We start from the raw sequence: 10,971 nt of genomic DNA, 5'->3' as shown, positions 1-10,971 counted from the left end.
CGATGTCAGGTGTCGGGCAGCAGGGGATAGTCGGCAAGCCGATCATACCGCGATCCCTGCGGAGTCAGGGTCGAGGAGAAAAGCGCGAACCGGTCTACCGGCATGTCTGGCGCATCCGGCAAGAACCCGGAAAAACCCTTGAGCAGAGCCGGATTCGCGCCGCGCTGGATGGTGATGTGCGGCCGAAATCTGCGCCGCGGTACGTCGATGCCCGCCCTTCGCGCCAGTTGCAGAGTTTTCGTCTGCAATTCCTGCAAGGACGGGTTTTTCGCAACGGCCAAGTGTATGGTGTTTCCAAACATTCCCAAACCGTCGAACCGGATGCAATAGGCAGGGTGCTGAACGCGCTCCAATTCGACATGCAGAACGGAAAGTTGTTCTTCCGGCGTGTCCCCCAGAAAAGCCAGTGTGACATGCAGATTCTCTGCCACAACCGGGCGACCTCCGGAAAAGCCGGATTGTAGGACGCGGCAGAACCGCACCAGATCCGGCGTTGCGGGAATGGCCAGAAAACTGCGCATTTCGTCCAGACCTGACAGGCCGGTTCGGGGCCTGTCTCATGGGTTTGTATTTCGGTCAGCCCATCTTGAGCTGGCGGACGAACTTTGCAAGCCTCGGCGCGACGCCCATGGTCGGTTCAAGGTCGTCATTCTGCGTCCGTTTCGACAAGAGCCAGCAGATCTCGGATTTTTTCGCGCGTTCCGGTGCTGGTCTCCAACAGTTCCCGCGCGTCCTTCAAGGGCGATTCCGGTGACCGTTCCGCCGCGTTATCCAGTTCAGCGCTCAAGGCCATCAACCGGCCCACTCGACCGTCCGAAAGGTTGATCTGCGCCCTTGGCGAACCCGCAAACCACGACAGCCGGGCGGCCTCGACATCCTCTCCCAACTCGGTCAGGATCCCTGCGGCTTCCTCAAATTCGCCCAGCTCGGTCAGTGCCGCGGCCCGCAGACGCTGGGTCCGCTCGGATCGGTCGTCTGCCAGTTCTTCCAGCGCCTGTCGCGGCTGGCCTTCCATCATCGCGACGCGGGCGCGCAGCCATGCTCGGTCGCGCTGGCGGGTCCGGTCTTGCCCTTTGTCGACCAGCCGCCGGACTTGCGAGGAAAAACCCAGATCGGCATATCGCTCGGCCAGGGCCAGGGCGGTGTCGGTGCTGAGGCGTTGAACCAGCGACGGATCCATCGCGAAGGTCATGCGGACGAAAGTACCGTCATCCGCCCGTTCTGCCATCAACTGCAGGATACGGTTCTGAGTGCCATCCCAATCGGCGTCCCCCACATGAGCCGAGGAAAGCCGGAATGCCGGTTCAAACTCGTTGAACAGGCTCAGCGCTACGGCATGGCTGCGAGCCATGACGGGCCCGAGTTCCGAGTTCTTCAGTTCAACGGCATAGGCCCCGGCAAGGTCCAGCTGTCTTTGGGTGATCGCGCCACGGTCGGCCCATTGCTGCTCGATCAGCCTTGCCAGAGCCAACGGAGCTTCGACCCGCGCCTTGGGATCCTCGATCACCCTGCTCAGCAACGTTCTGCTGCTTTGCGCGTCTTCCGCGGCTGAGGCGACTTGGGCCTTTGCCAAGTTGGTTTCGGCGCTGACTTCTGGCTCGATGCGCTCCACCGAGCGCAGAATCCTGCGGGCAGCCTCCAGTTCTTCGGCCTTCGTGAAGACCTGCGCCAATCTGGGACCAAGATGGCGCCGCAGATGTTCGGGCAACCGTTGGAACGATTGCTCGACTGTTTCCGGCCGAGCCTCGGGCTGCAACTCTCCTTGGGCGAGCGCGGCCCAAAGCGCTATTGCACCGTCACAACGTTGCAACCCCTCGAATGGTGGCGGCCCGTCGGATGGAAGCGCATCGATGACCGTCGCAATGCCGGCAACCCACTCTGCTTCCTCGGGAACCTGGGAGAGCAGGCCCAACGTTTGTACCGCTTCGGCTCCGAAGCCGAAATAGGTCAGGACCTCGGCAAGCCTGATCACGGCGTCTGGATCGATGCGATCGAACTCTTGGAACAGGGCGCGGCGTAGGTCTGCCACCTGCTGATGGAACGGACGGCCATCTGTCCAGGACTCGAAGTCCAATGCGGCGTCCGAGATGCAGGCCGGCCCAGGTTCCAGAATTGGCAATGGCAAATTCGCCATGAAGCCCAACTCGTCCAAAACCGAGGTTATCGCCAGGTTTGGTGACAGGTCGGACCCAAGCAAAGTCGGCGGAGGCGGCGTCGAGGCGCGCGGCCCGACGCCCGACAGGTCGAGATCGACGATCTCGCGGTCGGCACTCTGCAGGAAGCGGGTGGCTAGACGGTCTTCGATGTCTTGCCGGCTCAGGCGCAGTAAAGGTTCGGCCAGATGGCTCAAAGGCAGGTCTTTGGCCGGTGTCGCCTGGTCCACGCGGGGAAGAACCGGTGGCGGGATATCGAGATCGGGCAAGGGCAGCGCCTTCCCCGGAGCGATGTCCACCACGACCATCGTGTCCTTGAACAGAAAAGCGGTTGCCGCACATTCGCAGCCGAATTCCATTTCCAGCGGCGCGCCCGGCTGCGCTTGCGTGAGGCCCGAAAGCCGGTTGCCCGACAGGCGTGTAAATACCGATTTCATGTCGAACACCACGTCGGTCAGGGCCAGCGAAAGGGTGGCCCCCTTCTTGCGATGTGTCAGCCGCCAGGAGGTTCCGCTCGGAACCTGCACGACCAGCCGGGTATAGCCGTCATGTTCGCCCGATCGCACCGGAATGGTGGTTTGCGCCGCTGCTCCTCCGGTCGCGGCCCCCAGAAAAGCAAATACCAGAGCCAGCCTTCGCATCATGCCGCCGCCTGCTTGATTTCCTTTAGCGCTTCTTCCAGTTCGGTGAAATTCGGCCGGTTGTGGGTCGGCGTGTTCTGCCGTCCGACCTCGATACACATCGCCGCGTTGTGGTTGTGAAGGTTGGCGACCAGAACTTCCTTGATCAGTTGGTAGAAATGGTTGTCTTCCTCGACGACCGCTTTCAGCTTTCCGGCGAACGGGCCGACTAGGCCATAAGCCAAAAACACCCCCAGGAAGGTCCCGACCAATGCGCCCCCGATCAACTTGCCCAGAACCTCCGGCGGCTGGTCGATCGACCCCATGGTCTTGATCACACCCAGAACCGCAGCAACGATTCCCAAGGCCGGCAGGCCGTCGGCAACCGTCTGAAGAGCGTGGCTGGAATGCATGGCATGTTGAAAATTGGCTTCCATGCGTTTCTCCAGAACCTCTTCGACCTGGTGCGGGTCATCATAGTTCATCGCCGCAGACCGCAAGGTGTCGCAGATCAGGTCGACGGCTTCCTTGTCGGCCTGAATCTTGGGATACGCCGCGAACAGAGAGGAGTTTTCCGGATCCTCGATATGCCCCTCGACCTCGACCGGGTTGGACCGGGCCAGCCGGATCAGTGAAAACAAAAGGCACAACAGGTCCCGATAGTCTTCGGGTTTCCATTTTGGGCCCTTGAACACCTTTCCCAGATCCTTGACCGTATGCTTGACCGCGGACATGTCGTTGCTGATCAGGAAAGCGCCGACAGCGGCCCCACCGATCATCATCATCTCGAAAGGCAGGGATTTCAGGATGATGGCCATCTTGCCGCCGGCGGCAAGATAACCGCCGAAAACCATCGCGAAAATGACGACAATACCAAGAATTCCAATCATGCTTGCTCTCCGACAGGGCGACATTTGGAGTGGTGGGGCAACGGCCTACTCCGTAGGTGCGTTGGCATTGCGGCCTGCCAAGACGACACTGATCGTATAGGCCACCTGAGGGTTCAGCCCGGCCATGATGCCGGCGGCCGTATCCGAGGGCATGCGCGCCAGGAAACCCGCGGCGAATACAGGGTCCATCGTTTCGAACAACTTTGCGGCATCCTTCGGCTTCATGTTCTGGTAGACATCGGTCAGACGCGCCAGATCCCGCTCGGCCGCCTGGTCGGCAACGGCCAGAGTTTCCCGCAGCGACTCTTCGGCCTTACGCAGATCGGCGAGGCGCTGTGAGATCGTCTTTTCCGCGATCTCGACTACCTTTTCCTTCTCGCGCAGCATGTTCTCCCGCTGTCGGAGCGCGGTTTCCCGTTGCGACAGCTCGGCCAGAAGCGCGTTCAAGTCCGAGGCTTGGGGTTGTGGATCGTGGTGCTCGGCCGCAGCTTTGGGTGCGCGGGCAAGGGCGGGCCCCGCCTCAAGCCCCAATCGGATGACGGCGGACCCGATCATCAAGGCGGAGATCAGGGTCAATACCCCTCCGCGCTCCCGCGGTTGCGCGTGTTGCGGGGCGGAGGTCATTGTCGCGCCTCGCCGCGTTGAGTCGTATGACGGAAGAACAGGACGCCTTTGGGCATCGCCTTTGCCTCCTCGGCGCCCTTCTCCGAACCGCCCCTTGCGTCAGGCTCGTCGTTCGGCTCGGTATCACCTTCGCCCGAGGCGTCTTTCGCTGTCTCTTCACCTGCGCTCGCACCATTTTCTGTTTCGCCGCTTCCTGCGTCGGCTACGCCCGCTTCGGACTCGTTGAATTCTGGTTCGGCCGGTGCCGTGGGCGGTTCGTCAGGTCGAACCAGGTCGTCAGGTTGCGGCGGTTCGTTCTTTTTTTCGGTATCCGAGCCAGTCGCGGGCACCACATCGTGCATCGAGGCCATGATCAGCTCTAGCCGTTTGGCAACCGATTCCGCGCGTTCGGTCAGGCCTTGCAGTCGCTGCCCAGACTGATCCGAGGCCGCTCGCGCAGCGTCCAGGGATTTTCTCAGCTCTTCCGCCTGGGCGGACAGCACGGAAACCGCCCCGCCGACCCCTTTCTCAAGGTCGGTGAACCGCTTGAGTCGCCGGGCCAGAACGAAACAGTACAAGCCCGCCCCAAGCGCGCCTGCCGCCAGAAGAATGTCCGCAATCAGCTCCAATTTCGCCTCCTAGTTCAACACGAATTCCATGACCAGAACGTCACGCACCCGGCCCTCGCCCACGACCATGCCGATGCGCCGCAGCAAGTGGCCGCGAATCCGCACCAACGCCAGCGAGTCCTCGAGGTCCGACAGATCGACTGCGCGCAGATAGCTGTTCATGACATCCACGATTCGGGGTTTCATCGCCTCGACTTCCGAGGCATATCCGGCCTCGACCTCGAGCTGAGCATGGAATTTCAGGTGCCGCGAATCGCCGGTGGTTACCGCAACGATGACCTCCGGCAGGTCGATGAACTGAACGTTCGGCGCCGCATGGCCGGCGGGGGACTTTTCCGCCGTTTCTTCATGCGAATCTCGGCCCAGCGGCAACAGCCCTGAACTGGTCATAAAGTACCCGCCGGCAGCGCCAGCCAAGGCCAGCACGAGCCCAACGATCAGCCCTGCTTTACCCGATTTTTCAGGGACTTCTGCCTGTTCTGCAGTCGCGTCCGTCATGGCGTCCTCATTCTTGCGTTCGGACACCGTCATAACCCTGCAGGGACTAACCGATTGTTAAGGGCAATCGTCCAAACAAGGGACGAGCCGCACAGAATGTCGGCGAGTCGGAGGTGAGCGTGCAGCAGATCGGAACTGTCTGGGCAAGTTTGGACAGGCGCAAGCAAATCATCGTGGCGGGCGCCGCGATCCTGGTATTCCTGAGTGTGCTGGCCATGTCGCGGCTGGTGACTTCTCCATCGATGACCCTGTTGTATGCCGGGCTGGAAAGCGGCGCGGCGGGCGACATCGTTCGCGCACTGGATCAACGCGGCGTCGCATATGAGATCCGGGGCGGTTCGATCTATGTGCCAGCCTCCCAGCGGGATGAACTGCGCATGACGCTGGCGTCCGAGGGCCTGCCGGCCAATGGCAATCGGGGCTATGAACTGCTCGATTCGCTCAGCGGGTTCGGCACCACGTCGCAGATGTTTGACGCCGCCTATTGGCGCGCGAAAGAGGGTGAACTGGCCCGCACCATCGTCAGCAGTCCCCATGTCAGCCAGGCGCGGGTGCATATCGCGAACGGGTCGTCCAACCCGTTCCAGCGGTCGGTCGCCCCCACGGCCTCGGTCTATCTTGTGCCGGCTGGCGCCCGGGTGACGGCCGAGCAGGCCAAGGCAATCCGATTCCTGGTCGCCTCGGCGGTGACCGGATTGGCGCCCGAGGATGTTGCGGTGATCGATTCCAACGGCGCGGTCGTCGGCCCGCAAGAGGCCACGGTCGCTGCCGATACGGCCGACGACAAGGCCAAGCAGCTGCGCGAGCGGGTGTTGCGCCTAGTCGAGGCGCGTGTCGGGCCCGGAAATGCCGTGGTCGAGGTGAGCGTCGATACCGTGACCGAGACCGAGTCGATCCGCGAGCGGCGGTTCGATCCCAAGGGCCGCGTTGCCATCAGCACCGATATCGAGGAACGCTCGGACAGCTCGCGCAACCAGTCTTCGGACGTCACCGTGGCGTCGAACCTGCCGGATGGCGATGCCGCCGGCGGGGACGAATCGAACTCGACCGCGACCCAGACCCGCGAGCGTGTGAACTACGAGGTGTCCGAGACCGAATTGGAAGTGCATCGCGCCCCGGGGGCGATCAAGCGCCTGACCGTGGCGGTCATGGTAAACGGCACGCGCACGGTGGATGCGTCGGGAGCGTCGGTGTTCCATCCGATGCCCGACACCGAGCTTGAGGCCCTGCGCGAACTGGTGGCCTCGGCGGTCGGCTTCGATGCCGAACGCGGGGACGTGATCACGCTCAAGTCGATGGAATTGCCGCAGGTGGAGCCGCAGGGAACCCTGGCCACGGCCTCGATCTGGCAGAACATTCATCTGGACACGATGTCGTTGATCCAGATGGCGGTATTGGCGATCGTGTCGCTGGTGATGGGGCTGTTCGTGATCCGTCCGATCCTGACCACCGCTCCGGTCGCGGCATTGCCGCCGGCGGCCGAGCGGTCGACGGCACCGGATGCCCAATATCTGGTCGGCGAGATCGCCGACGGCCAGGATCAGGATTTCGCGCCGCTTGCCCCGGCCGCCGACCAAGGCGCGGTCCCCGCAATTGCGCAAGCCACGTCCGAGGATGCGGTCGCGCGTCTGCGCAGCATGATCGGCGACAAGCAGGAGGAAACGGTCGAAATCCTGCGCAGCTGGCTTGAGGAAAGCGAGGAGAAGGTGTGATGTCGATAGCCCATCTGCTCGAGGATTTCACCGCCCAGGCCGAAGGCGCCCCGATGCGCCTTCTGGACGAGGAAGCGTTGGAGGAAGAACGGTTCGCAGCCTTTGAAAAGGGATACGGGGCCGGCTGGGAGGACGCGTTGCAGGCTCAGGGACAGGGCCGGGCTGCCCTGACCGAAGAGTTGCGCGCCGCCTTCGCGGACCTGTCTTTCAGCTATCACGAGGCGTTGACCCGCATGACCTTGTCGCTCGAGCCGATGTTCCAGTCGCTCGTGCAGGTGGTTCTGCCGCAGGCCATCGATCAGGGTTTTGCCGCGCGCGTAGTCGAACAGTTGTGCGAACTGTCACGTGAACAGGTCGCCCAGCCGGTGCACCTGGTCGTGCCTCCGGGCGCGGCCGAGGACGTCTCGGCGCTGTTGCCCGGCGGCATCGACCCCGCACCCAAGGTGGTCGAGGACCCGGCACTGCAGCCTGGACAGGCGCGGTTGCAGGTCGGCACGGCCCGAGCCGAGGTCGATTGCGCGGCGCTGTTGGAGGCGATCGCCGCAGCGTTCAACGCGTATGTATTCGAGGCAAAAGAGGCTTTGTCAAATGAGTGAAAACCAGCCCCCCAAACCGGAAAAATACAACCCGTTCGAGACGGTGCCGATCGAAGTGACCGTCTCGGTCGGCCGGGCGCGTCCGTTGGTTCGCGACCTGCTGAACATGGGCGAAAACGCGGTTCTGGCGCTGGACAAACGTGTCGAGGATCCGGTCGACCTGTATGTCGGCGATCAACTGGTTGCGCGTGGTCTGCTGGAAGAGATGGAGGGGGAGCATGCCGGCCAGCTTGCCGTGCGCCTGACCGAGATATCGGATTTCAAGACCGGGCTGGGATGATGCGCGGCGGATTCTGGCTGATCCTCGCGGCGGTGTTGCTGGCGCCGGCACTGGCTTCGGCCCAGGAGCTGTCGCTGTCTCTGGGCGAGGGCGGCTCGATATCGGCGCGCACGATCCAGTTGATTCTTCTGATCACCGTGCTCAGCCTGGCGCCCGGGCTGGCGATCATGGTCACCTGTTTTCCGTTTCTCGTGACGGTTTTGGCAATTCTGCGGCAGGGGATCGGGCTGCAACAGTCGCCGCCCAACATGCTGATCGTCAGCCTGGCGATGTTCCTGACCTATTTCATCATGGAACCGGTTTTCACCCAGGCCTGGGACACCGGAATCCGGCCGATGGTCGAGGAAACGATGGACGTCGAGCCTGCGTTGGAGCGTGCGCTGGTGCCGTTTCGCGAGTTTATGGCCGCGCGGCTGGATGCCGATACGTTCCGGGCGATGGCTGCCCTGCGGCCGAATGGCGAAACGTTGGAGCTGTCGCCGCAGGCGCCTCTGTCGGTGCTGATGCCGTCCTTCATGCTGTCCGAGATCGCCCGCGCGTTTCAGATCGGGTTCCTGATCTTCCTGCCGTTCCTGATCATCGATCTGGTGGTAGCCGCGGTGCTGATGTCGATGGGTATGATGATGGTTCCCCCGGCTACGGTGTCGCTTCCGTTCAAGCTGGCGTTCTTCGTCATCGCCGACGGGTGGTCGTTGATCGCGGGAGCGCTGGTGCGCAGCTACTCGTGAGGCGGAGCGTCACCTCAGGATCGTGAACCGGGCGCGCAACCCCTGTTCGCCGGCCTCGAACCGCAGGGAGCCGCCGTGTTGTTCGGCCACGGTCGCGACGATGGTCAGGCCAAGGCCGAACCCGTCCGACGAGCCGGTGTTGGACCCGCGCCGGAAAGGGGCCATCAGCGCCTCGATATCGGTGACCGTCAGGTCGGTGCCCTTGTCCTCGACGATGACCGTGGCGGTTTCGGCATCGGTCTCCAGCGCAACCCTGGCGTGCCGACCGTATTTCAGCGCGTTGTCGATCAGGTTGGTCAGCGCCCGCCGCAGCGAGATCGGGCGGGCCATCACCAGGATGCGCCGGCTCTCCGGCAGGCTGGCGTGGCCGCGCCGGGACATGAATAAAGAGGAGGCGCCTTCGACTTCGACCGGGGCGATCTGCTGCAGATTCACCGGCAGGTCCATGTCCTGGTAATCGGCCACCAGCGACTCGACCAGCGAGGTCAGTGAGATCTGCCGCGGTTCCTCGACGCTCAACTCCGACCGGGTATAGGTCAGCACGCTTTCGATCATCCCGGTCATCTGGTCGACGTCCGATTCCAGCTTTTCGCGCAGGTCGGGGTCGGGGATCAAGGCCGCGCGCAGCCGCACCCGCGCGGCAGGGGTGCCCAGATCGTGGCTGACCCCCGACAGGACCGTGGCGCGTTTTTCCAGCTGTGCGCGTTCATCCTGAAGATAGTCGTTCACGGCCGAGACGATGTCGCGCAGCTCGGCCGGGCCGGCAATGTCATAGCTTTGGGGACCGCCATGCCGGCGCCGGTCGCGCAGCGCCTGTGCGAAGCGGGCGAAACTGTCGGTGGCATTGCCGATCGATGTGAGGATAGCGGCCAAGGCTACGACCGCCGCCAGGATCGCCGGCAAGCGCAGATCGGTCGGCGCGGCACCGCACCCCCAGACCCGTGTTCCGTCCACCTGCTGCCAAGCACCGCGGCCGTACCGGGCGATCAGGACCGGTTCGCTGCAATAGGTGGCCAGCAGCCGGGTCAGGTTTCCCATTTTCTGCGGACCGGTCTGATCGCTGCCTGAAACGATGTCGGACACCGGATAGACCAGCCGGTCGGACATCACGGCCAGTGTCAATTCGCGCCCACCCAGCGGCGCGGAACTGTCGGTCAGGATCGACAGGTTGGTTACGAAGCGCCGCTCCTGCAGGCCAGGCAGCTGTTCGAACTCGCCGGCCTCTGCCAGCCGTGCGGCCTGCGGAGACAGCGGCGTGGTCGTGATGTCAGGCAGGGCGCCGCGCCCGGTACGCAAATTCTCGTAGACGGCAAACCCGGCCGCGTAGGCCCGGGTCAGGTAACGGTCCCAGTTGCGGGCCGAAGCAAACCACAGCCCGGCCGCCAGCAGCCCGGCGGCGAAGGCACTGATGGCCCAGACCCAGCCGAGACTGCGCAGGCGCAGGGTCATGCCTCGTCTTCCACGGCCACGTCGCAGGCAAAGACGTATCCCACCCCGCGCGCGGTGCGCAGCATCTGGGGATCCTTGGGGTTGGCCTCGATCTTGGAGCGCAGACGCCCGACCAGAACATCGATGGCGCGGCCCTGAGCCTCGGGCTTGTCGCCGCTGCCGGTCACGTCCAGCGCGGCGGCGATCTCGTCGCGGGTCAGGGGGATGTGGGGATTGGCCAACAGCACCTTGAGCAGCGCGGTTTCCCGCTGCGAAAGAGACACTTGATAGCCGTCGGGGGCATGCACCTCGTCGCGTTTTCCGTCATAGACCCAGCCGCCGAAGCGGAACGTACGGATCCTCCGGCGATAGGCCAGAGACGGCGTGCGCCGCGCGCGCTGCATCACCGCCCGCACGCGCGCCAGTAGCAGCTGCGGGTTGAACGGCTTGGCGATGTAGTCATCGGCGCCCACTTCGTAGCCGGCCATGCGCTGGTGATCGGCCGACAGGGCCGACACGAAGATGATCGGGACGTCCTGTTCTCGGCGCAGGCGGGCACAGATCTCGACCCCGTTCTCGTCACCCAGCATCACGTCCAGCAGGATCAGGTCGATGCGGCCCGATTTCAGGTGCGCACGCACCTGGTCCTCGGTTGCGGCCGGCAGGGCGATGAACCCGTTCTGCTGAAAGAACTGGGTCAGCATCGACCGGATCTCCGGATCGTCGTCGACAACCAGCAAACGTGGAATGCTCACGTTCGTCCTCCCTGAGTTTCCCTACGACGCTGCCCTCAATTGTAACGGACTGCAACGGATTCAAGATCAACGTAACATG

General features: G+C 63.4%; 12 protein-coding genes. 4 read left to right on the top strand and 8 right to left on the bottom strand.

What is annotated here, in order from left to right:
* Nucleotides 1-5: 5 nt before the first annotated feature.
* The 6 genes from thpR to AC2FMM_RS07745 form a co-directional block, all read right to left on the bottom strand.
* Entirely contained in the window at nt 6-521 is a 516-nt protein-coding gene (gene thpR, locus AC2FMM_RS07770) for an RNA 2',3'-cyclic phosphodiesterase (RefSeq protein WP_496796244.1), read from the bottom strand.
* A gap of 125 nt (nt 522-646) precedes the next feature.
* The gene (locus AC2FMM_RS07765) at nt 647-2,794 is read right to left on the bottom strand and encodes a hypothetical protein (protein WP_496796243.1); all 2,148 of its coding nucleotides are present in this window, start codon (nt 2,792-2,794) and stop codon (nt 647-649) included.
* A complete protein-coding gene (motA, locus tag AC2FMM_RS07760; RefSeq protein WP_496689642.1) occupies nt 2,794-3,663 on the bottom strand; it encodes a flagellar motor stator protein MotA in 870 nt (289 codons plus the stop codon). The genes AC2FMM_RS07765 and motA overlap by 1 nt, the downstream gene beginning before the upstream one ends.
* Before the next feature lie 45 nt (nt 3,664-3,708).
* Nucleotides 3,709-4,287 carry a MotE family protein gene (locus AC2FMM_RS07755; RefSeq protein ID WP_496796242.1) on the bottom strand — a complete coding sequence of 193 codons (579 nt, stop codon included), beginning with the start codon at nt 4,285-4,287 and terminating at the stop codon, nt 3,709-3,711.
* A complete protein-coding gene (locus tag AC2FMM_RS07750) occupies nt 4,284-4,895 on the bottom strand; it encodes a hypothetical protein (protein WP_496680007.1) in 612 nt (203 codons plus the stop codon). Before AC2FMM_RS07750 ends, AC2FMM_RS07755 begins: the two co-directional genes overlap by 4 nt.
* A gap of 9 nt (nt 4,896-4,904) precedes the next feature.
* Nucleotides 4,905-5,393, bottom strand: coding sequence for a flagellar basal body-associated FliL family protein (locus tag AC2FMM_RS07745; RefSeq protein WP_496680006.1), 489 nt, complete (start codon nt 5,391-5,393; stop codon nt 4,905-4,907).
* A 119-nt stretch (nt 5,394-5,512) separates the two neighbouring features.
* Here AC2FMM_RS07745 and fliF point away from each other — a divergent pair, with 119 nt between their 5' ends.
* Genes fliF through fliP form a run of 4 tightly spaced genes read left to right on the top strand, consistent with a single transcriptional unit; the run spans nt 5,513 to nt 8,709 of the window.
* Complete coding sequence (gene fliF, locus AC2FMM_RS07740; protein WP_496796241.1) at nt 5,513-7,105, top strand: flagellar basal-body MS-ring/collar protein FliF; 1,593 nt, start codon at nt 5,513-5,515, stop codon at nt 7,103-7,105.
* A complete protein-coding gene (locus AC2FMM_RS07735; RefSeq protein ID WP_496796240.1) occupies nt 7,105-7,701 on the top strand; it encodes a FliH/SctL family protein in 597 nt (198 codons plus the stop codon). The genes fliF and AC2FMM_RS07735 overlap by 1 nt, the downstream gene beginning before the upstream one ends.
* Nucleotides 7,694-7,981 carry a FliM/FliN family flagellar motor switch protein gene (locus tag AC2FMM_RS07730; RefSeq protein ID WP_496795127.1) on the top strand — a complete coding sequence of 96 codons (288 nt, stop codon included), beginning with the start codon at nt 7,694-7,696 and terminating at the stop codon, nt 7,979-7,981. The genes AC2FMM_RS07735 and AC2FMM_RS07730 overlap by 8 nt, the downstream gene beginning before the upstream one ends.
* Nucleotides 7,978-8,709: a flagellar type III secretion system pore protein FliP gene (gene fliP / locus AC2FMM_RS07725; protein WP_496689651.1), complete on the top strand. Its 732-nt coding sequence runs from the start codon at nt 7,978-7,980 to the stop codon at nt 8,707-8,709. Before AC2FMM_RS07730 ends, fliP begins: the two co-directional genes overlap by 4 nt.
* Before the next feature lie 9 nt (nt 8,710-8,718).
* Here the strand turns inward: fliP and AC2FMM_RS07720 are convergent, their stop codons facing one another.
* Together AC2FMM_RS07720 and AC2FMM_RS07715 are read right to left on the bottom strand one after the other, a co-directional pair.
* Entirely contained in the window at nt 8,719-10,158 is a 1,440-nt protein-coding gene (locus AC2FMM_RS07720; protein ID WP_496795126.1) for a sensor histidine kinase, read from the bottom strand.
* Nucleotides 10,155-10,892 carry a response regulator transcription factor gene (locus tag AC2FMM_RS07715; RefSeq protein ID WP_496679997.1) on the bottom strand — a complete coding sequence of 246 codons (738 nt, stop codon included), beginning with the start codon at nt 10,890-10,892 and terminating at the stop codon, nt 10,155-10,157. The genes AC2FMM_RS07720 and AC2FMM_RS07715 overlap by 4 nt, the downstream gene beginning before the upstream one ends.
* Nucleotides 10,893-10,971 lie beyond the last annotated feature (79 nt).

Source organism: Ruegeria sp. BHSC043, from assembly GCF_059612985.1.
This window is presented reverse-complemented; position numbering and strand designations above follow the sequence as displayed.

Bases quoted from the DNA above. Each gene is read 5' to 3' on its own strand.
- AC2FMM_RS07745 (WP_496680006.1), bottom strand. From the start codon at position 5,393: ATGACGGACGCGACTGCAGAACAGGCAGAAGTCCCTGAAAAATCGGGT.
- AC2FMM_RS07720 (WP_496795126.1), bottom strand. From the start codon at position 10,158: ATGACCCTGCGCCTGCGCAGTCTCGGCTGGGTCTGGGCCATCAGTGCC.
- AC2FMM_RS07735 (WP_496796240.1), top strand. From the start codon at position 7,105: ATGTCGATAGCCCATCTGCTCGAGGATTTCACCGCCCAGGCCGAAGGC.
- AC2FMM_RS07765 (WP_496796243.1), bottom strand. From the start codon at position 2,794: ATGCGAAGGCTGGCTCTGGTATTTGCTTTTCTGGGGGCCGCGACCGGA.
- motA (WP_496689642.1), bottom strand. From the start codon at position 3,663: ATGATTGGAATTCTTGGTATTGTCGTCATTTTCGCGATGGTTTTCGGC.
- AC2FMM_RS07755 (WP_496796242.1), bottom strand. From the start codon at position 4,287: ATGACCTCCGCCCCGCAACACGCGCAACCGCGGGAGCGCGGAGGGGTA.
- AC2FMM_RS07730 (WP_496795127.1), top strand. From the start codon at position 7,694: ATGAGTGAAAACCAGCCCCCCAAACCGGAAAAATACAACCCGTTCGAG.
- fliP (WP_496689651.1), top strand. From the start codon at position 7,978: ATGATGCGCGGCGGATTCTGGCTGATCCTCGCGGCGGTGTTGCTGGCG.
- thpR (WP_496796244.1), bottom strand. From the start codon at position 521: ATGCGCAGTTTTCTGGCCATTCCCGCAACGCCGGATCTGGTGCGGTTC.